This is a genomic window from Halorientalis brevis, from assembly GCF_023077655.1.
In genome coordinates this window covers 583,265-603,037 of record NZ_JALLGV010000001.1, presented here as the reverse complement: position 1 = coordinate 603,037, position 19,773 = coordinate 583,265, and the positions used below count along the sequence as shown (strand labels likewise).

Here is a 19,773-nt window from a genome sequence, read left to right as displayed (position 1 = left end):
TCCCCTCGCTCGTCATGCTGGTACTGACGGCGACGGACTGTAAGAAATTGCTAATTGCTCTCTATGCTGGTGCTAGATGGTACGTACTCTATATATTCGCGTCTGGGATGGCGTCTTCGGCCTGGTCCATGAACGTCTCCTGTGCGGTTCTCACGGGCTCGTCTTCGTCCGGGGTCCGCTGGACGTAGCTCCCGTCGGCCTGCATCTCCCAGCAGTTTCGGTTGTCCGCGAGACAGACGTCGAGGACGTACTGGAGTCGCTGCTGGAGGGCCGGGTCGTGGATCGGTGCCACGGCCTCGACGCGGTTGTCGAGATTCCGCTCCATCCAGTCGGCCGACCCGATGTAATAGTGTTCGTTCCCGTCGTCGCGGAAGTAGAGGATTCGCGAGTGTTCGAGGAACCGGCCGACGATGCTGACGACGTCGACGTTCTCGCTGACGCCTTCCAGCCCGGGGCGGAGCCGACAGATGTCCCGGACGATGAGGTCGATGTCCACGCCTGCGCGAGACGCCCGATACAGTTCCTCGACGATCTCGGGGTCTTCCAGACGGTTGAGCTTCGCGACGATCTTCGCGTCGGTTCCGTCGCGTGCGTGGCCTGCCTCCTGTCGAATCAGATCGATCAGTCGCTGGCGCATGTTGCCGGGCGCGATGAGCAACTCGCGGTACTCCTTGTGGAGCGAGTGGCCGGTGAAGTAGTTGAACAGTTTCACGAGGTCCTGGCCGATGTCCCTGCTGGCGGTCAACAGCCCGAGGTCCTCGTACCGCTTGGCCGTCTCGGAGTGGTAGTTGCCGGTGCCCACGTGTGAATACAGCTGGACGCCGTCGGACTCCTCGCGGACGACGAGCGACGTCTTCGTGTGTGTCTTGTAGCCGATGGTCCCGTAAGCGACGTGGATGCCCTCTTCTTCGAGCTTCTTGGCCCACTCTAAGTTGTCTTTCTCGTCGAAACGCGCTTTCAGCTCGACCATCACCGCGACCTGCTTGCCGTTCTGGGCGGCGTCGATGAGGCTCTGAATGATCTTCGAGTCGCTTGCCGTCCGGTAGATAGCAGCCTTGATCGCCAGCACGTCGGGGTCGTGGGCGGCCTCGTCGATGAACCGCTGGACGGTGTCAGTAAACGCGTGGTAGGGGTGGTGGACGAGGATGTCGCCGCGCTTGATTTCGGCGAAGATGTCCCTGGGCTCGTCGCCGCGACGCGTCGTCAGCCGCGGATGGGATTGTGGCGTCCACTCGGGCAGTTTCAGATCCGGGCGGTCGAGGCCCGTCAGCCGCATGAACTCCCTGTAATCGAGCGGCGCCGGCAGCCTGAACACTTCGCGGTCCTCCACGTCGAGGTGCTCCAACAGCAGATCGAGCACCCGGTCGGACATGTCCGACTCGACTTCCAGGCGGACCATCGTCGCGAACCGCCGCTCTTCGAGGACCTCTTCGATCATCTCGATGAGGTCTTCGGCGACCTCCTCGTTGCGTCGGACCTCGGCGTTGCGCGTCACGCGGAACGTCGCGTGTTCGACGATTTCGACGTTAGGGAACAGGTGTTCGAGGTTCGCGGCGATGATCTCCTCGAGCAGGACGTATCTGGTGTCGTCATCGATCTGGACCAGTCGCGGGCGATTCTGGGGAATCTTCACCCGAGAGAACGTCGGGTCGCTCTCGCCGTCCTGTCTGGTCAACACGGCCAGCGAGAGCGAGAGGTTCGAGATGTGCGGGAACGGGTGAGCGGGGTCGAACGTCAGCGGCGTCAGCGTCGGGAGCACGGAGTTCTCGAAGTAGGCGTCCAGTTCGGTCTGCTCCCCGTAGTCGAGGTCGTCGTAGTCGACGATCTCGACGCCGGCCGTCGAGAGCGCTGGCCTGATCATCTCGTGATAGCACTCGGCCTGCCGCTCGAACAGCGGGGCTGCCTTCTCGAGCACTGCCTCCCACTGCTCGCGCGGCGTGCGCCCGTCGGGCGTCGTGTCCGTGACGTTCGCGACGATCTGTTGTTTCAGCCCCCCGACCCGCTTCATGAAGAACTCGTCCATGTTCTGGGTGAAAATCGAGAGGAACTTCACCCGCTCGAGCAGCGGATTCCGCTCGTCGAGGGCTTCGTGGAGCACGCGCTCGTTGAACTCGAGCTTGCTCAACTCGCGGTTCAGATAGTACTCTGGATCTGACAGGTCGACTGTCCGTTCGGTGGATGCTGCGTTGTCCGACATTGGTTGTTCTGGGTGGGTTTGACGACTGGTCCGAAGGTAGACTGCCGTCACGTGACTGACAGCTGATGGGTCGGCCAGCGTTTACGTCACAAAGGGACCCCCTCAGGTAACCGGTTGCTATGTGGGGTATATACCCTACTATCAGCAATTACGAGTATATAGCAGACAATTCCCCCGTTCGAGACCGGCGACTATCCGAACGAGCAGCGACCGCTTCGAACGGTCTGTCCGATCGATCAGTCCGCGCTGGCGGCAGACGACGTGCCGGTGCCGAGCATCGCTTCGAGGTCCGAACGAGCGTCACCGATGGGCTGCAGGCCGAACTCGGCCTGTAAGGTTTCGGCGACCTCGGGTGTGACGAACTCGGGGAGGCTCGGACCGAGGCGCACGTCCTCGATGCCGAGGGAGAACAGACCGAGGAGGATGGCGACGGCTTTCTGCTCGAACCAGGAGAGCGCGATGCTCACCGGGAGGTCGCCGACCGCGCAGTCGAACTCCTCGGCGAGCGCGCTGGCGATCTTGACCGTCGAGATGGAGTCGTTGCACTGACCGAGGTCGATGTACCGCGGGATGTCGGTCCCGGGAACGGTCCCGAAGTCGAGGTCGTTGAACCGGAACTTCCCGCAGGAGGTCGTCATGATGACGCAGTCCTCGGGGACTTCCTGGGCGAGTTCTCGGTAGTACGACCGGCCGGGCGTCGGCGCGTCACACCCGCCGATGACGAAGAAGTGAGACAGGTCGCCGTCCTCGACGGCGTCGACGATCTGGGGCGCCATGTCGACGACGTTCTGGTGGTGGTAGCCGGTCGTGATCCGTTCGTCCGAGTTCCAGTCCGCTGCGGGCGTTTCCAGCGCGTGCTCGATGGCCGGCGTGAAATCGCCCTCGGGCAGGTCGTCGGTGCCGTCGAGGCCCGCGACGCCGTGCGTGTACATCCGGTCGGCGTACTCGTCTTTTGGCGGCTGGACGCAGTTCGAGGTCCCGACGACGACGCCCGGGAACTCGTCGAAGAGGGTGCGCTGGTCGTACCACGCACCGCCGATGTTACCGCGCAACTGATCGTCGTTCGCGAAACGGGGATAGCCGTGCGCCGGCAGCATCTCGGAGTGCGTGTAGACGGTCACGTCCTCGCCATCGGCCTGGTCGAGGAGTTGGTCGAGCGCGTGGAGGTCGTGCCCCGTCACGAGGATCGCGTGGCCGTCGACGTCGTTCTGGGGCACTTCCGCCGGTTCCGGAAGCCCGAATGCCTCTGTGTGTGCTCGGTCGAGTTGCTCCATCACTTCGATGGCGGCTTCCCCGACGTCCATCGCGAGGTCGAGGTGCTGTTCCGGGTCGAAGTTGACGTTCGTCAGCGTGGTGTAGAGGGCCTCTGAGATCGTTTCGTTCACCAGTTCCGAGCTGTAGCCGAAGTTCCGCGCTTCGGTGTCGTAGGCGGCGACGCCTTTGAGCGCGTACAGAATCAACTCCTGCATCGAGTTGATGTCGTCTTCTTTGCCACACACGCCACGAACCGTACAGCCGCCGTCAGGGGTCTGCTCACATTGATTGCACAGCATACTCCGGCCTTCACCGATCGCCTGCATAAAGTGACGACGGCGTTTTCACAGTCCGGTACCCCTCCCGAACACGTTCGGCGGGACGTTTAGGGTGATACCAGGCCCAGCGTCCTAGTTGCCCAGAACCGTTGGTGCCCCAGCGTCCGTGAAGGCTCGGTCTCCTGTGTTCGCGTTCGACCCGCGGTCAGGCGCGCTGGTTACTCGACGCGGAGCGTCAGCGTCGCTTCGGCCCCCTCGGACAGCGCGGTCACGAGGTCACGGTCCAGGTCGCCGGCTGCGCCGTCAGCGCCGACCATGACGGTGCGATCGTCGACGTAGTCGCTGGTGCGGCCGACGATGCTCCGTTCGTTCTCGAAGGAGAGATCCGGGTGGCCGCTCCCCGTGACGGTTTCGGCGTAGCCCCCTGCCTCGATCGTCGCCGTGATCGTCGCCTCGGCGTCCTGGCAGGCGGCGACGAACTCGGGATCGAAGTCGGCGGGGACCCGATCCGCCTCGATGGCGAGGATGCAGTCGCCCGCCGGCGTCAGGTAGTCGTCGCTCGTGAACTCGAACGTGCTCGCGTGCTCGGCCGACACGTGCTCGTGTCCGTGTGCGCGGACCACTTCTTCCATGACCGTCCGTTCCCGACGACTGCACTTCAGGCAGTCGTTTCACGGGCGATCACGCGGTGACAGTGACCGTCACGGCACCACAGGCACACTCGTAGGCGCGGCGCGCTCCCGCGTCGGTCCGGTAGACGAGTTGCAGCGCAGCGTCGCCCAGTTCACGCTCGCAACTGTCACAGGTACAGGCCAACTCCTCGAACATGTTTGCAGAGACGGACGTCAGTGGTATCAAGGCGAGCCGTCCGCGGAGTGAAAGTGAAAGTAAACGGGGGCGACGCAGTCGCCGTTCCGCCGCCGTTCGTGCCCGCAATCTGGCGGCCTCTGTGCCTGCTGTCTCCCACGGTGCTCTCGCTCGCGAGACGAACTGGCAGGCGCGTTCCGGATCGGCTGGGGTCGATCGGGTCCTGCAACTTGTATTACTCACGTGACCAGTCAGGAATTTAGGAACAGTCGCGTAAAGGATATGACCCAGGCGGACGCGCGGGCATACATATGCTGGGTCAGTGGACTGGTGCGTCGGTCGAGTCGGACGACGGGAAACCGGATCCGGAGATGTGGACGCCGGTGGACGTTCCCGGGCGACCGTCGGCGTTCAAAGGCGCCGACGCCGTCGCCTACCGAACCGAATTCGAAGATCCCCGACCGGAAGATCACACACGCGCCGTCCTCGAACTCTACGGACTGTTCGCTCACGCGCGCATCTGGTTGAACGACGATCTCGTCGGGACGCACGACGCCTACTTTCGTCCGTTCCGTCACTCGTTCGAACCGGCCGAGACAAACGAACTCGTCGTCGAGTGTCGGGCGCCACAGGATCGGTTCGGCGGCGTGTACGCGACCGACGCCATGCCGGAGATCCACCGCGTCCCGGGGATCTGGTGGGACGCGTCCATCGAGACCTACCCAGAGCCGTTCATCTCGGAGCTGGACGTGCGGCCCCGCGCCGTCGACGACGAACAGGCGGCGATCGACGTCCGCGCCGTCGTCGAGACTGCCGAGCCCATCGACGATCGAATGACGTTCTCGCTCCGGCCGGAAGGCGAGTTCCAGAGTCGCGGGATGATGGACCGCGCCCAGGTGCAGGCCGGTGCCGGTGAGCGCACGGTCGTGACGCACACCATCGACGTCCACGACCCGTCACTGTGGTACCCGCGCGGGCACGGTCCCCAGCACCGCTACTCGGTGCGAGCGAAACTGGACGGCTTCACGACGAGCGTGACGACCGGACTCTGCTCGATCGAACGCGGCGACGATAGCCTGCTCGTCAACGGGGAACGCGTCCCCGGGCGCGGGTTCAACCTTCAGACGGCGACGCCGGCCGACGTCAAACGCGCCGTCGACGCCAACGCGACCGTCGTCAGACTGCACGCCCACGCGCCGCGCCAGGCCGTCTACGAGGCGGCCGACGAGGCGGGACTGCTGGTCTGGCAGGACCTTCCGCTGACCGGTCCCGGCGGGTTCAGCGTCAGTCGCGGGCAGGAGGTCGCAAAGCATCTCCTCTGGACGTTCGACAAGCATCCGTCCCTGGCGGCGTTCAGCGTCCACGACGACCCCGTCGATCTCTTCCCGTCCGCGCTCGGATCGGGCTTTCTCGACCGGCTACGCATGCGGTGGCGGACCCACCGGGCGAGCTACGACCGCGGTCCTGCCGAGACGCTGGCCGAGTCACTCCCCGACGACCGGCCGGTGTTCCCCGTCGTCGGATCCGTCGGCATCGATCCCGACGCGGCCGCAATCTATCCCGGCTGGGATTACGGGACCGTCGACAGCACGGACTGGGTCCTGGATCACTACGATGTCGGCGACGTCGTCGCCGAGTTCGGGGCCGGCGCACTGGGGCTCGGCGAACTGACGAACACGTCGGGATTTGACCAGGGGAAACACGCGAGCCACGTCGCTGACGCCGACGACACGCAGGCCTCCCAGCGATACCAGGCCAGAGTCGTCTCGGAGATCGCGGAAACGCTCCGCTTGCGCGACACGGCTCTGTTCACCGCGTTCGCACTCCGGGATACCGGTGACGCGGGGATGGGCGTCATGGAACGCAACGGAACAGAGAAAGACGCCTACCAGGCACTTACGGACGCGTTCGAACCGGTGCAGGCGTTCCTCGCGGAGCCGACGCCCGGTGCGACGAGCGAACTCACCGTCGTCAACGACACTCCCGAACCGGTCGAGGGGATCGTCAAGTGGGTCGCCGGCGACCTGGAGGGAGACACGGAGATGGCGCTCGACGCCCACAGCCGGGAGACGCTCGGAACGCTGACGATTCCCGACGACGCCAACGGCATCTCGCTGATGGTCGCCCTCTACGAGGAAAACGAGGAAGGCGACATGGTCGAGCAACGGGCCGTTGGTAACGATTACTATATATAAGTACATCGACCACTATTCGACGACTGTGCGAAACCGTCCCGTGGCGCCTTCAGGCGTTTGCTAGCGGGTTACATGCTCCTCAGCGACCGGAATATTTAAACCATCAAAGACGGTACTATGAATCACCAGAACGCCTCCGGCGTTCCGGCAGTATCGTGCGACGCCCATAGATGACAGGGAATCTTCCTTATCAGGCGCCAGCCACCAACAAAGAGCGTACGCTGTCGACCGTCGGAGCGGTAATGGCATAGAGGTACCAACAATGGCAGAGTCAATCGACGATTCCAAAAACATCGAAGTAACAGACGACGACATCGAAAACAAATCCAAAGGCGAACTCATCAAGCTCGCCGGCCAACTGCGCGACCGACGAAACGAGCTGAACCAGCTCGCGTCGGAGCGCGCTTCCAATCGGGACGACCTGAACGCGAAGACTCGCGAGAAGGTCGACGAAGCACAGGAACACCGCGAGAAGCGCGACGAGCTCAACTCTCAGGTTCAAGAGCACAAGGAAAAGCGCAACGAGCTCAACGCCGAGGCCAACGAGCTGTTCGACGAGGTCGAGGAGAAGAAATCGGACCTCGAACTGGATGAAGGGGCGTCCATCGAGAAGCTCAAAGAGGAGATCGAAGATCTCGAGTTCAAACAGCAGACCGAGGTCCTCAACCCGGAAGAAGAGCGCGAGCTCATCGAGAAGATCGAGAACAAGCGCGAGGAGCTCCAGGAGAAAAAGGAGAAACTCGATCAGACTGACGACGTCGAGGGGATCAAAGAGGAAGCAGAGGAGATCCGCTCCGAGGCGTCCCAGCACCACCAGAAGGTGACGGAGCTCGCCGACGAGGCCCAGAAGCACCACAACGAGATGATCGAGGCCTATCGCGAGGCCGACGAGATCCGCGACGAGGCCGACGAGATGCACGAGCAGTTCGTCGAGGCCCAGGAAGCCGCGGACCAGCACCACGAGGACTTCGTCCGCGTCCAGAAGCGCCTGCGCGAACTCGACAAGAAGGAAGAAGAAGAGGAGCGCTCCCAGCGCGAGGAAAAGCAGGAGGCCGCCCGCGAAGAGGCCGAAGAGATCTACCAGAAGTTCAAGGAAGGCGAAACCCTCGACACCGAGGACCTGATGAAGCTCCAGAAGACGGGGCTGCTCTAATTCCGATCTAACTGAATTCGTTCGCGACGCGAGCAGTGATTTCTCGTTTTCTCGCCATCCCTAGCGACGCGGTTCTCGATATACGGATTTTTCAGCGCTCAGACCCGAGACGGAAGCATGGCTCTTCGTGGACAGGGACGGATGCAGTCCGCCGTTCGCGGCGCCGTCGCACTCGGGACTGCACTCGTCGTCGCACTCCTCGCCTGGGAACTGTTCGTCGATCTCCCGGACGATCTGACGCACTTGCTCGGGATCGTGCTGTTCGTCCTGGTGATCCCGCTGGCACTGCGCGTCGGAGGGAACGTCGCATCGTCGGTCGTGCCGGGCTACAACGTCGCCGAGGTCGCAGTCGAGGGACCGATCACCAGGTCGGCGGGCGGCGGCGTCACGTCGCCGACCGGTGCACACGCCGACGACGTCGTCGACCAGATCGAACGAGCCGACGATGACGACAACGCCGAGGCGCTCATCGTGAAACTGAACACGCCGGGCGGGGAGATCGTCCCCAGCGAGGACATCCGGCTGGCGGCCGAGCGATTCGACGGGCCGACGATCGCCTACGCGACGGACGTGTGTGCCAGCGGCGGCTACGACATCGCCAGCGGCTGTGACGAACTCTGGGCACGAAACGGGAGTATCGTCGGTTCCATCGGCGTCATCGGGTCGCGCGTGAACGTCAGCGACCTCGCCGACGACCTGGGCGTCAGTTACGAGCAGTTCACGGCGGGGGAGTACAAGGACGCCGGCGTCCCGTTGAAGGACCTCGACGAGGACGAACGGGCCTACCTCCAGGGAATCGTCGACGACTACTACGACTCGTTCGTCGAGACCGTCGCCGAGGGCCGCGGCCTGGACCCCGAGACCGTCAGGGACACGGAGGCGCGGATCTACCTCGGCGAGGACGCCGCCGAACTCGGGCTGGTCGACGAACTCGGGACGCGACGCGACGTCGAGGAGCGACTCGAAGACGAACTCGGGACGGCAGTGACCGTCGAGGAGTTCGAACCGGCGGGCACCATCCGCGAGCGGTTGCGAGGCGGCGTACAGTCGGTGGCGTACGCCTTCGGCGCCGGGGTCGCCAGCACGTTCGACGCGACTGACGGCTTCGACTTCCGCCTGAAGTAGGGGTATCGAGGGCCGATCGGATGCAGTCTGGCGATGAACGGCTGCAACCTTTTTTAATGGTTGGCGCTCCAACCACCGACAGTGACAACGTTGGTGGTGTGTATCGACCGGAGCGGGCACCTCGGCATCGACCCGCCGGTCGTCGGCTGGGAGGCAGTCCAATCGCTGGTGACTGACGCGGGCGTCGCGGACCCCGAAGACAGTCGCGTCAACTGTATGCTCGAAGCGCTGCGTATCACCCGCGACCTCCACGACGAAGACGAAGGTGCCGTCGTCGCGGTCGTCTCCGCGAGCGGCGACTCCGTCTCCAGCGACCGGGCCGTCGCGCGCCAGACCGACGACCTGGTGGCCGAGTACGACCCCGATTCTGCCATCGTCGTCGTCGACAGCGCCGAGGACGAACGGCTGGTCCCCATCGTCGAGAGCCGCATCCGCGTCGACGCCGTCGACCGCGTCGTCGTCCGCCAGGCCCGCGACATCGAGTCGACCTACTACCTCCTCAAACAGTTCCTCGCAGACGAGGAACTGCGAAAGACCGTCCTGGTGCCGGTCGGCGTCGCGCTGCTTGCCTTCCCCGCGTTGCTCTTGCTGGCTGAGAGCCCCGCCGTGGCGACTGCCGCCATCGCCGCCGTCATCGGGGCCTTCTTCCTCTACAAGGGGCTCGGCATCGACACGTTCCTGGCGCGGTTGCCCGGGGAGATCCGCGACGCGTTCTACTCCGGGCAGGTGTCGCTGGTCACGTACGTGGTCGCCAGCGGGCTGGGACTCATCGGCGTGTTCGCGGGCGCGATCGGCGTCTCCTCGACGGGCGGCCAGCCGCCCTTCATCCTCGCGATGCGGTTCGCGTTCGACAGCATTCCCTGGCTGACGGCCGCAGCGCTGGCGGCCAGTACCGGCCGGCTGCTCGACGAGATCATCCGCGAGGAGCGCGTCCGGGGCGCCTACGTCAACCTCCCCTTCGGCGCGGTCGCGGTCGGACTGGTCATCCGCGGCTTCTCGGCGTACTTCCTCGAACGAGCCCGCGTGTTCGACCCCTTCACCGTCCAGCCGGTCGACGTGGGACCGATCGCCGTCGAGGGACTCACGCTGGAGCCGCGCGTCCGGCTGGCGGTGTTCATCTTCACCGGCATCCTCGTCAGTCTCGTCGGCGTCAGGTTCTCCTCGTATTTCAACGGTGCCGAGGTCGAGGAGGACGTCGACGACGAGGTGGCCGAACAGCAGTAACACTGCTCACTCGATGCGGGGCTCGTTGCGACCTCTGAGGACTCGATCCGGCGTAATCCGCAGGTCCTCGCCCCTCTGGCCGGTCGCATGGAGGAAGATCGCCGTCCGCGACACGCCTTCGAGGAGACAGCAGAGAGTGATCGTGAGGAACGGAACGAGCAGGAAGCCGAGAAACGGCGTGAAGAACCCGAGCGGGTCGATTCGAACCCCGAAGAGAGTCGAGCCGATGCCGAACCCTGCACCCGCGTACAGGCTGATCGTTGCGAGGCCCTGAATGACCTCTGTGGTGACGATCGACTCGACCGCCGTCTCGGAGACGGCATCGACGACTGGGTCGGCGATCTCAGAGAGTGACCTGTTCTCAACCATTACGATCACGATTGCGAACATGCTGCCGCTGCCCTGCAGTGCCGTCAGCACATCTACGGGGAGGTCGCCGAGAACTCGTTCGAGGAGCGTTCGGCCATACCAAGACAGCATACCGCCCGTACCGAGGACGAGCCCCAACGCTGTGAGCGTTCGTCGGTTTCGCCAGACGGCGGTGACTCCCGAGAACGGAACGGCCGGCTGTCCGCGGAAGAGCTGGTTCGTTTCGTAGACCATCGCCCCGAACAAGACGGTACACAGGACGCCACCGCCGAGGAAGTAGGCCGCCACGCTCGACAGCCAGACCGCGAGGCGAACGATACCGCCCTCAGTGAGTACGATCGGGACGGCGACCGCCGGAATCAACAGGAAGAGTGAGAGCGTCAGTACCACTGGATACACGAGGACCGTCGGCCGCCGAACGACGACGCGTCCCGTCTTTGCGAGCGCACGAACGGCGATCCTGATTCGGGCGACGGAATTCATTCTCGTGGCACGGGCTGGACCCGTTTCCGGATAAAAACGTTCGTCTCCCCCGGTCGGCAACCGGAGTGGATTTAGGCACTCGTCCGCTACCCGACGGGTATGACAACCGGTGCGTGGGTTTCGCTCTTCTCAGGCGGCAAGGACTCGTCGTGGGCGCTCTACCAGGCGCTCGAACGCGGCCTCCCGGTCGAACGGCTCGTCACCGTCCACCCGGAAGAGGATTCGTACATGTACCACGTGCCGGCGACCGACCTCGCGGGCCTCGCCGCCGAGAGCATCGGCATCGATCTCGTGGACGTCGAACCCGACGACCTCGCGGCCGCCGAGGCGACGCATTCGGGCGACCAGGGCGACGCCGAACTCGCAGTGTTGGAGACGGCCCTTCAGGACCTGGCCGCCGACCTCGACGGCGGCATCGCGGGCGTGACCGCCGGCGCAGTCGAGAGCGAGTACCAGACCTCCCGCATCGAGGCGATGTGCGACCGCCTGGACGCCGACCTGTTCGCACCGCTCTGGCAGGAAGACCCGCGCGACCTGGCCGACGCGATGCTCGACGCCGACTTCGAGATCAAAATCATTCAGGTGGCCGCCCACGGCTTGGACGAGTCGTGGCTCGGTCGTACCCTCGACGCCGACGCCATCGCCGACCTCGAAGCGCTCCACGAGGAGTACGGCGTGCACATCCTCGGGGAGGGCGGCGAGTTCGAGACGCTCGTGACCGACGGCCCCCACATGGAGCGAGCGATCCGACTGGAGTACGATTCCGTCTGGGAAGGGATGCGAGGCCACGTCGAGATTACCGACGCCTGGCTGGAGTGAGCATCCGGTGAGTGACCATCGGGAACGAGCCGGTTCACCGTGACCGAACGAAGTGAGGTCACGGCTCTTTTTGGTCCAGCTTTTTCGAGGAGTGGTCGCGGGTTCGCTGCGACCCGACGATGAAAAAGGTGGCTGGGAGTGACTACTGCCCGTTCGTGATCTGCGTGTGGGCGCCGATGAGAGCGCCAGCCAGGTCGAGGTTGGCGACGTGCGTGTCCTTGTCGATGATCGACTCGCGGATCTCGCAGTCCTCGACGGTCGTGTCGGAGAAGATGACTGCCTCCTCGATGGTCGAATCGACGACCTCGGCGTCGGGCAGGACGTGGACGTTCTCGCCGATCTCGGACCCTTCGACGGTCGCGCTCTCGGCGATGAGACTGCCGCCGTCCAGTTCCCAGGCGACGGCTTCGAGATAGCTCTCGGGCGTGCCGATGTCGTACCAGGCGTCGTCGAACGTGAAGGCGTGAACGGCTTCCTGTGACTGAAGCCACTGGATGAACCAGCCCGGTTCGTCCGGATTGTTGTCGCCGTCCAGGTACTCCTGGAAGCGGATGCTCTCTTCCGGGAACGCGTAGCAGGCGATCGACACCAGCGTGCTGTTGGGTTCCTCGGGCTTTTCCTGGAAATCGACGACGCGTTCGTCCTCCAACTCGACGAGACCGTAGGATTTCGCCTTCTCGCGGGTCCCGACGTCGTAGGCTGCCAGCGTCGGCGTGCCCTTCTCCGCGAAGTAGTCGATGAAGTCGCTCACGTCGAAGCCGATGAGGTTGTCACCGGCGATCACGAGCAGGTCGTCGTCGATCCCTTCGCGGGCGACGAGCTGGCCGAGCGCCCCCACGACGCCGAACTTCTCGTCTTCCGCGCTGGTCTCCTCGATCGAGAGTTGGGGCTTCTCGTAGCCTTCCTCTTCCACGTGCGCTTCGAACTCGGCGGCGAAGCGCTCGTTGGTACTGACGTAGACGTTCTCGATACGGTCGTCCGTCTCTAACTCGGTCAGAATGCGATCGATTACCGTCGTTTCCCCCACCGGCAGCAGCATCTTCGGTCTGTGTTTCGTGACTGGCCACAGTCGCGTCGCGTATCCCCCGGCGAGAACCACAGCGTCCATATTCCGACCCTCAATCCACGGGGGTAAGTTCTTTTTGGACCGCCGTCATCCGAACGCACTCCGGATAGCCGTCGAGGCCGATCGCGAACGCCACTACCGTTATCATCGTCGCTGCCGTACGGAACAGACAGCATCGTCCCTCGAAACCCCCATCGCGCTTATAGCTGTGTCATGATAACACGGAGCTGGTACTATGGCGTTGTATCCGAGTGAAGAGTGGCTGGACGAGTACTGCCGAGCGCTCAACGAGAGCAGCGAGCTGCAGGACTTCGGGTTCAGCGAAAACATTCTCCTGGTCATCACCGATCTCGGCCTGGACGACCTGACGATCGGGGACCTCAGCGACGACGTTCTCAGTGAGATGCCTGCGAACGTCCGTGACGGCCTCGCCGACACGTCGCTGACGGAGGCCCTCTCGCTGATCGACGAGCGCGTCCGCTCTTCACTCCCGGAATCGGTCGAACACCTGCTCAACCAGACCGAGCGAGACGTCGTCAACGACACTATCTTCGTGCACATCGAGTTAGAGGGCGGCAACTGTCACGGGCTCTCGCTCGTGACTGACCTGTCCGATCTGGAGGTCGACTCGATCTTCCAGGCCGCTGCGCGCACCTGGCAGTCGATCGTCGCCGGGCGGCCGGCGATGGCCGCGGCGCTGTGTGGCGATCTCGAAGTGATCGGCAACCAGTGGCTGCGACTCAAGTACCTCGCCGAACTGCAGTTGCTCTGTGACATCGCGGCCGACGACGTCGAAACGGAGTTCCTCTTCGAGTACACCGACCGCTCGTTCGCCGAGTTCGTGGTCGACGAGTCCCTCCGCGGGCCGATCACCGTCCAGAAGTGGCTCACCCGGGAGACCGCCCTCGCCGTTCGCCCGTTCGTCCCGTTCTGAGCGGCAGGTCGCGAGTTCGAGGCGGGCCGACCCGCTCCACTGGGCTGTGGCTCTCGGGTGCCCGGTCCAGAAAGCGTATGGTACTCCACCGCAAATCACCGACATGCGCGAGGCGAAGGCGACACAGACGACCCGCCAGCGCGTCGCGGACCGACTCCGTGAGGAGGCGCTGTCCGCGGGGGCGATTGCTCGTGACTTCGAGATCCAGGCCAGTACAGCCGTGAGTCACGTCGAGCACATCGCCCAGTCGCTGGATCACACCGACGAACAACTCCTGGTCGCGCCGCCGACGTGTCGGGACTGCGGGTTCGACGACTTCGACGACCTGCTCAACCGTCCCGGTCGCTGCCCGGAGTGCAAGAGCGAATCCGTCGAGGAACCGGCCTTCCGAATCGAGTAACCGACAGCCGTCGCGCCGTGTGGACCGTCGAGGTTTTAACGTGGCGCCCATCGCTTGATTTTTCGACTGGATTCGATGTAGCAAACTATAGGGTGGAGCACGTTAACAACTGGACTGTGCGTGGAACGCTCGGAGCCGTCGTTCGGACGGTGCTGGTGATCGGGGGGTTCGCCATGCTGCTCGGTGGGATCGTCACGCTGGCGTACCCACCGGCGTTGAGTGGCCTCGCTGGCGGCGACGACGCCGGGACGGCTTCGGCGCGCGGTGCGGGTCCGCAGGCGACTGGACTCGGACCGTCACTGCTGGTCTCGCTCGGCGGGATCGTCTGGGGCATGACGATCGTCGCTGCGGGTCTCGCGATGCCGGGCCGCAGTCCGTACCGGTTGATCGCGGAACAGCAGTTCACCGGCCGCCAACGCGCGTTCACCCTGTTGGGTGCGTTTCTCGTCGTCGGACTGCCACTCGTCGTCTGGAGTGCCGCGCAGACGGGACTGCGCTCGTCGACGGCGATTCTCGGCTCCGGCCTCCTCTCGATCGTCGGCGCGCTCCTCGTTCTCTTCGGAACTGCTGGCGGCCTCAAGTACCAACCGCGCAAGCGTCAGAACTCGTAGTTCGACTTCGAGGACAGATCGAGGTCGTCGGTTTCCATCGGGCCGGTGTCCACGAATTCGTAGTCGTCGTCGGTCAGATACACAGTCCCGTCTTCGACCACCACGTCGAGTTCAGTGAGGTACGCGCCTTCACAGGGTCCGTAGGTACAGCGACCCGAGTCGGACTCGAAGTACGCGCCGTGGTTGGCACAGACCAGTTCGCCGTCGCGCATCGGGGCGCCCGATCCCTTGTCGAGTTTGATGTGGGTGAAGTGCTGGCAGTAGTTCAGCCAGCCGGTGATCGCGGCCGACTCGCTCCCGCCGTCGGTGACGGCTTCCTCATCCAGTTTGACCAGTATCGCTTCTTTCTGTTCGTCCTCGTCGAGGTCACGAACGGTGAACAGGAACGTCGACTCGTCGGGGACGTCCGCGACGGACGTAATCGACCCGTCCTCGGCCATATTTCCGCTTGTTGGGCCGCTGGTTTCAAGCATGCGGTTGTCTACGAGCCGGCCTCGCGTCGACGCGCACTCGGCAGCACAAAATTGTCCCTTCTCGTCAGGTTGACGGCTGTTCGGTCCCGTGTCACACACATGGCCGACTTGCTCATCTACGGCTCCTACGGGTACACGGGGGAACTCATCGCCGAGGCCGCCGTCGAGCGAGGGATCACGCCGATCCTCGCAGGCCGCTCCGAACGGAAACTGGCTCGCCAGGCCGACGAGTTGGACTGTCCGACGCGACCGCTCGATCTCGCCGCCGACGACGTCCCAGCCGCACTCGCGGACGTGGACGTCGTCCTGAACTGCGCCGGGCCGTTCGTCGACACGTACGAACCGCTCGTCGAAGCGTGTATCGAGTCTTCCACTCACTACCTCGACATCACCGGCGAGATCGACGTGTTCCAGGGCGTGGCCGCCCACGACGAGGCCGCCCGGGACGCCGGCGTCATGCTCATGTCCGGCGTCGGGTTCGACGTCGTCCCGACGGACTGTCTGGCCGCGCATCTCGCGGACCGACTGCCCGACGCGACGCATCTCGCGCTCGGGTTCGAGGCGCTCTCCAGCGTCTCGGCGGGCACGGCCAAGACTGCCATCGAGTTCGTGGGCGACGGCGGCGTCGTCCGCCGCGACGGCCTGCTCGAACCGGTGGCGCCGGCACACAAGACCCGTCGGATCGACTTCGGCCGGGGCGAACGCACCGCCGCGACCATCCCGTGGGGTGATCTCGTGACGGCGGCCCACACGACGGGGATTCCGAACGTCGAGGTGTACGCCGCGATGCCCGAACCGATCATCTGGAGCATGCGCGGAACGCGGCTGTTCGCGCCGCTCCTCGGCTGCGGGCCGGTCAAATCCACGCTGCAGGAACTCGTCGATGCGACCGTCGACGGCCCGAGCGAGCGCCAGCGCGAGGGTGGGCGGAGCTACCTCTGGGGCGAGGCGACGAACGACGACGGCGACCGCGTCGTCTCGCGGTTGGAGACGCCGGAGACGTACGCCCTGACCGTCGAGACGGCGCTGGCGACGGCGACGCGCGCACTCGACGGCGACGCGCCCGCCGGTTACCAGACGCCCGCGGGCGCTTACGGCGCCGATCTGATCCTCGACGTTGAAGCGACTGCGCGTGAAGACGTCGAATAATGACAGCAAACGTCGACCTCGACCGGCGCCAGCAGGCCGTCCTCGTCGGCGTCGTCGGGGTCGTCGCCGCCGGCATCGGCCTGCTGTTGCCGACTCTTCCGCTCAGACTGGGGTGGCGCGAGAGCGTCGTGTTCGCCGGTGTGTTGTTCGTCCTGGCCGTCGTCGAGTTCGTCCTCGACGACACCTCGTTCTGACCTACTCGTCGACGTAATGGCGTTGCTCGACGCGCTCGTCGAACAGCCGGGAGAGGAGTTTCGTCATCGGGCCGGTCCCGACCTCGATCCCGTCGACCGAGGCGATGGGGCGGATCTCCCAGGTCGTGTTCGTCAGGAAGGCCTCGTCGGCGTCCCGGAGGTCGCCGACCTCGTAGCGGCCGGCTTCGACCTGGAAGTCCTCGTTCTGAGCTAACTCGACGACCGCGTCGCGGGTGACGCCCGGCAGGATGTCGCAGTCGTCGCTGGGGGTCTTGAGGACGCCGCCGTCGACGAAGAAGACGTTGCTCGTCGCGCCTTCGGCGATCGCGCCGTCGGTCGTGCGGATGAGCGCCTCGTCGGCGGCGAACTCGTCGGTCGCCGCCCGTCGGAGTTCCAGCCGCGCGCGAATCCCGTTCAGGTAGTTGTGCGTCTTCGCGTCGGCCGGCACTGCCTCGCTTGGCGTCCGTCGCGTCTTGACGGTCTGGACGACGGCGTGGTCGTCCCACGGCGTCGTCCCCTGTACGCCGCCCCGCGGGAGTTCTTTCACGATGACGACGACCGTCGGGTCGACGTCGGGGTCCGGGGTCAGTTTGCCTGGCTGGACGCCCCTGGAGACAGACAGGCGGACGTACGCGTCTTCGAGATCGTTCGCCCGCAACGTTTCCTGTACGCGGTCGCGGAGGTCGCCGGGGACGGCCTCGGCGAACCCCAGCGTCTCGCACGTCCGTCGGAGCCGTGCTTCGTGGGCCGGCCACCGGAAGACAGTGCCGCCGTAGGCCCGAAGCGTCTCGAAGGCTGCGTCGCCGTACATGAACCCGCGGTCGCGGACGCTGACGGTCGCGTCGGCCGCCGGGACGAGGTCGCCGTCTACGTGGTACTGGTACTCTCGGTCTGACATGTGTGGCAGAAAGCCGCGATCAGTCGTTTGCCGACGTCGGTCAGGATGCTCTCGGGGTGGAACTGCACGCCGTAGTGTGGTCGCTCCCGGTGCCGGACGCCCATGACGACGCTCGGTTCGTCTTTCCCGTCGCCGTCGTCGACGGTCCAGGCGGTTTCGTCGAGCACGTCCGGCAAGTCGTCGCGCTCGACGGCCAGCGAGTGGTACCGACCCACCTCGACCCGCTCGGGCAGGTCCGCGAACAGGCCCCGGCCGTCGTGTTCGACGGGCGAGGGCTTGCCGTGGACGACCGCCTCGGCGTGGCTGACGGGCGCGCCGTTGGCCGCACACAGCGCCTGATGGCCCAGACAGACGCCGAGCGTCGGATAGTTCAACTCGGCGAAGACGGCCATCGAGACGCCGGCGTCCGCGGGCGTCCCCGGACCTGGCGAGACGACGACGCCGTCCGGATCGAGGTCGCGGATCTCTTCGACGGTGACCTCGTCGTTCCGGCGGACGAGCACCTCGCTGGTCGTCCCGTCGTCGACGACTCCCCACGCGGGATCGGTCATCACCTCCCCCACGTACTGGACGAGATTGTAGGCGAACGAGTCGTAGTTGTCGACGACGAGGATGCGGGGCGTCATCGTGAGTTCTCCTCCACCGCGAGGTCGCCGCGGCGACCGAGCGCCTCGTCGACGGCGGTCACCAGCGCGCGGGCTTTGTCGAGCGTCTCGTCGTACTCCCCCTCCGGGTCCGAATCGTGGACGATCCCCGCGCCGACCCGGAGGTGGTACTCCTCGGCGTATCGAACGAGCGTCCGGATGACGATGTTCAGCGTCGCCCGGCCGTCGAAGCCGAAGATGCCGATGGACCCCGTGTAGGGTCCGCGACGGGTCGCTTCGACCTCGTCGATGATCGCCATCGTCCGCGGTTTCGGGGCGCCGGTGATCGTTCCGCCCGGGAACACCGCCGCGATCGCGTCGGCCAGGTCCGCGCCGGCTCGCAGTCGCCCCTCGACTTTCGAGACGAGGTGCATCACCTCGCTGTAGCGGTCGACGCGCCGGTACTCGGTGACGTCGACGCTGCCGAACTCGCTGACCTTCCCCAGGTCGTTGCGTTCCAGGTCGACCAACATCGCGTGTTCGGCGCGCTCTTTCTCGTCGGTCCGGAGGTCGGCTTCGAGTGCATCGTCCTCGTCGGACGTTTCCCCGCGCGGCCGCGTGCCCGCGATGGGTTCCGTCACGAGGTGGTCGCCGTCGCGGTGGAGAAGGAGTTCCGGACTGGCGCTCACCAGATCCACGTCCGGGAACTCCACGAGTGCGGAGTAGGGAGCCGGGTTGACCGCCCGGAGCGCATCGAACGCCTCGACTGGGTGAACCGCCGCTGGGGCAGTGAGTCGTTGTGAGACGTTCGCCTGGAACGTGTCGCCGTCACGGACGTACTCCTTGACGCGAGCGACCCGGTCGGCGAACTCCGCCCGGGTGTACTCGCTCTCGAAGCGCGCGGTCGAGCGGTCGGGAACTGGCGGCGGGCCGACGGTCGGATCGCCGTCCGTGGCTCGGTCGATCAGCCAGTGTGCCCGGTCGAGTCCCGCCTCGTAGGCAGCGTCTACTGGCACGCCCTGCTCGCCGTCGGGATCGACGCGCGGACAGGCAGTGACGCGGAGCGTCGTCGGCCCGTCGCGCGGTTCCTCCCAGGCCGCCAGACAGTCGTACACTGCCAGTTGCAGGCGCGGGAGGTCCCGATCGCGGACGGCATCTGTCGGCAGGACTTCGAGGTCGCGGACCACGTCGTACGAGAGCCACCCGACCGCACCGCACGGATACGGAACGGAACAGTCACCTCGCGCGAGGTCACTGGCAGCGAGCCTGTCGACGAGCGCCTGTAACGCCGGTCCGTCGTCGGGGCCGACCGAGAACTGCTCGATCGGGTCGACGCCGAAGTAGCACCAGCCTGACTGGCCCCCGGTCGTCTCCAGATAGACGCCGCCCCGGCCGTCTCCTTCGCGGGCGCGCCGATAGGCGACGAACGGGTCCGTGACCGTCACCTGCACCTCGACGGGGACGCGGGTGCCGGGAGCGACGCCCTCAGCGCCCGCTCGAAAGGCGTCCCTGTCAGTCACGACCGTCGGCTGGGTCATCACGGGAAGAGAGGAGAAGGGA

The 19,773-nt window shown here is 65.2% G+C and carries 20 protein-coding genes; 10 read left to right on the top strand and 10 right to left on the bottom strand.

Annotated features, from left to right (window positions below; all coding sequences use genetic code 11):
- Window positions 1-88 precede the first annotated feature (88 nt).
- The 4 genes from ppk1 to MU553_RS03135 form a co-directional block, all read right to left on the bottom strand.
- Window positions 89-2,197 carry a polyphosphate kinase 1 gene (ppk1, locus tag MU553_RS03150; RefSeq protein WP_247375469.1) on the bottom strand — a complete coding sequence of 703 codons (2,109 nt, stop codon included), beginning with the start codon at window positions 2,195-2,197 and terminating at the stop codon, window positions 89-91.
- Between the two features lie 236 nt (window positions 2,198-2,433).
- The gene (gene hcp, locus MU553_RS03145) at window positions 2,434-3,750 is read right to left on the bottom strand and encodes a hydroxylamine reductase (protein WP_247375460.1); all 1,317 of its coding nucleotides are present in this window, start codon (window positions 3,748-3,750) and stop codon (window positions 2,434-2,436) included.
- Window positions 3,751-3,947: 197 nt separating this feature from the next.
- Window positions 3,948-4,361, bottom strand: a complete 414-nt coding sequence (locus MU553_RS03140; RefSeq protein WP_247375448.1) for a DUF371 domain-containing protein — start codon at window positions 4,359-4,361, stop codon at window positions 3,948-3,950.
- 49 nt (window positions 4,362-4,410) lie between these two features.
- The gene (locus MU553_RS03135) at window positions 4,411-4,557 is read right to left on the bottom strand and encodes a hypothetical protein (protein ID WP_247375446.1); all 147 of its coding nucleotides are present in this window, start codon (window positions 4,555-4,557) and stop codon (window positions 4,411-4,413) included.
- A 290-nt stretch (window positions 4,558-4,847) separates the two neighbouring features.
- Here MU553_RS03135 and MU553_RS03130 point away from each other — a divergent pair, with 290 nt between their 5' ends.
- The 4 genes from MU553_RS03130 (at window position 4,848) to MU553_RS03115 (ending at window position 10,233) form a co-directional block, all read left to right on the top strand.
- The gene (locus tag MU553_RS03130) at window positions 4,848-6,731 is read left to right on the top strand and encodes a glycoside hydrolase family 2 protein (protein WP_247375444.1); all 1,884 of its coding nucleotides are present in this window, start codon (window positions 4,848-4,850) and stop codon (window positions 6,729-6,731) included.
- A gap of 262 nt (window positions 6,732-6,993) precedes the next feature.
- Window positions 6,994-7,884, top strand: coding sequence for a coiled-coil protein (locus MU553_RS03125; protein WP_247375443.1), 891 nt, complete (start codon window positions 6,994-6,996; stop codon window positions 7,882-7,884).
- Between the two features lie 117 nt (window positions 7,885-8,001).
- On the top strand, window positions 8,002-9,009 hold the full coding sequence (sppA, locus tag MU553_RS03120; protein ID WP_379814143.1) for a signal peptide peptidase SppA: 1,008 nt from the start codon (window positions 8,002-8,004) through the stop codon (window positions 9,007-9,009).
- 81 nt (window positions 9,010-9,090) lie between these two features.
- Entirely contained in the window at window positions 9,091-10,233 is a 1,143-nt protein-coding gene (locus tag MU553_RS03115; protein WP_247375441.1) for a DUF373 family protein, read from the top strand.
- Window positions 10,234-10,239: 6 nt separating this feature from the next.
- Here the strand turns inward: MU553_RS03115 and MU553_RS03110 are convergent, their stop codons facing one another.
- On the bottom strand, window positions 10,240-11,085 hold the full coding sequence (locus MU553_RS03110; protein WP_247375439.1) for a hypothetical protein: 846 nt from the start codon (window positions 11,083-11,085) through the stop codon (window positions 10,240-10,242).
- 99 nt (window positions 11,086-11,184) lie between these two features.
- Here MU553_RS03110 and MU553_RS03105 point away from each other — a divergent pair, with 99 nt between their 5' ends.
- Complete coding sequence (locus MU553_RS03105) at window positions 11,185-11,904, top strand: diphthine--ammonia ligase (RefSeq protein WP_247375437.1); 720 nt, start codon at window positions 11,185-11,187, stop codon at window positions 11,902-11,904.
- Window positions 11,905-12,046: 142 nt separating this feature from the next.
- Here MU553_RS03105 and MU553_RS03100 read toward each other — a convergent pair whose 3' ends face one another.
- Complete coding sequence (locus MU553_RS03100) at window positions 12,047-13,012, bottom strand: nucleotidyltransferase family protein (RefSeq protein WP_247375435.1); 966 nt, start codon at window positions 13,010-13,012, stop codon at window positions 12,047-12,049.
- A gap of 193 nt (window positions 13,013-13,205) precedes the next feature.
- On the opposite strand from MU553_RS03100, the gene MU553_RS03095 reads away from it, so the two are divergent.
- From MU553_RS03095 to MU553_RS03085, 3 genes are all read left to right on the top strand, one after another.
- Window positions 13,206-13,904, top strand: a complete 699-nt coding sequence (locus tag MU553_RS03095) for a hypothetical protein (RefSeq protein ID WP_247375434.1) — start codon at window positions 13,206-13,208, stop codon at window positions 13,902-13,904.
- A 103-nt stretch (window positions 13,905-14,007) separates the two neighbouring features.
- Window positions 14,008-14,304, top strand: coding sequence for a transcriptional regulator (locus MU553_RS03090; RefSeq protein ID WP_247375432.1), 297 nt, complete (start codon window positions 14,008-14,010; stop codon window positions 14,302-14,304).
- A 116-nt stretch (window positions 14,305-14,420) separates the two neighbouring features.
- Window positions 14,421-14,915, top strand: coding sequence for a hypothetical protein (locus MU553_RS03085; RefSeq protein ID WP_247375430.1), 495 nt, complete (start codon window positions 14,421-14,423; stop codon window positions 14,913-14,915).
- Here the strand turns inward: MU553_RS03085 and MU553_RS03080 are convergent.
- Window positions 14,903-15,355 (bottom strand): Rieske (2Fe-2S) protein, encoded by a 453-nt coding sequence (locus MU553_RS03080; protein WP_247375428.1) that lies wholly within the window; start codon window positions 15,353-15,355, stop codon window positions 14,903-14,905. The genes MU553_RS03085 and MU553_RS03080 overlap by 13 nt on opposite strands.
- Window positions 15,356-15,487: 132 nt before the next feature.
- On the opposite strand from MU553_RS03080, the gene MU553_RS03075 reads away from it, so the two are divergent.
- Together MU553_RS03075 and MU553_RS03070 are read left to right on the top strand one after the other, a co-directional pair.
- Window positions 15,488-16,537, top strand: coding sequence for a saccharopine dehydrogenase family protein (locus MU553_RS03075; protein ID WP_247375427.1), 1,050 nt, complete (start codon window positions 15,488-15,490; stop codon window positions 16,535-16,537).
- On the top strand, window positions 16,537-16,731 hold the full coding sequence (locus MU553_RS03070; protein WP_247375418.1) for a hypothetical protein: 195 nt from the start codon (window positions 16,537-16,539) through the stop codon (window positions 16,729-16,731). The genes MU553_RS03075 and MU553_RS03070 overlap by 1 nt, the downstream gene beginning before the upstream one ends.
- Window position 16,732: 1 nt before the next feature.
- On the opposite strand, the gene MU553_RS03065 is transcribed toward MU553_RS03070, so the two are convergent.
- The 3 genes from MU553_RS03065 to pabB are packed head-to-tail and all read right to left on the bottom strand — an operon-like array spanning window position 16,733 to window position 19,751.
- A complete protein-coding gene (locus tag MU553_RS03065; RefSeq protein WP_247375417.1) occupies window positions 16,733-17,629 on the bottom strand; it encodes an aminotransferase class IV in 897 nt (298 codons plus the stop codon).
- Window positions 17,599-18,255 (bottom strand): anthranilate synthase component II, encoded by a 657-nt coding sequence (locus MU553_RS03060; protein WP_247375415.1) that lies wholly within the window; start codon window positions 18,253-18,255, stop codon window positions 17,599-17,601. Before MU553_RS03060 ends, MU553_RS03065 begins: the two co-directional genes overlap by 31 nt.
- Window positions 18,252-19,751: an aminodeoxychorismate synthase, component I gene (gene pabB, locus MU553_RS03055; RefSeq protein WP_247375414.1), complete on the bottom strand. Its 1,500-nt coding sequence runs from the start codon at window positions 19,749-19,751 to the stop codon at window positions 18,252-18,254. The genes MU553_RS03060 and pabB overlap by 4 nt, the downstream gene beginning before the upstream one ends.
- Window positions 19,752-19,773 lie beyond the last annotated feature (22 nt).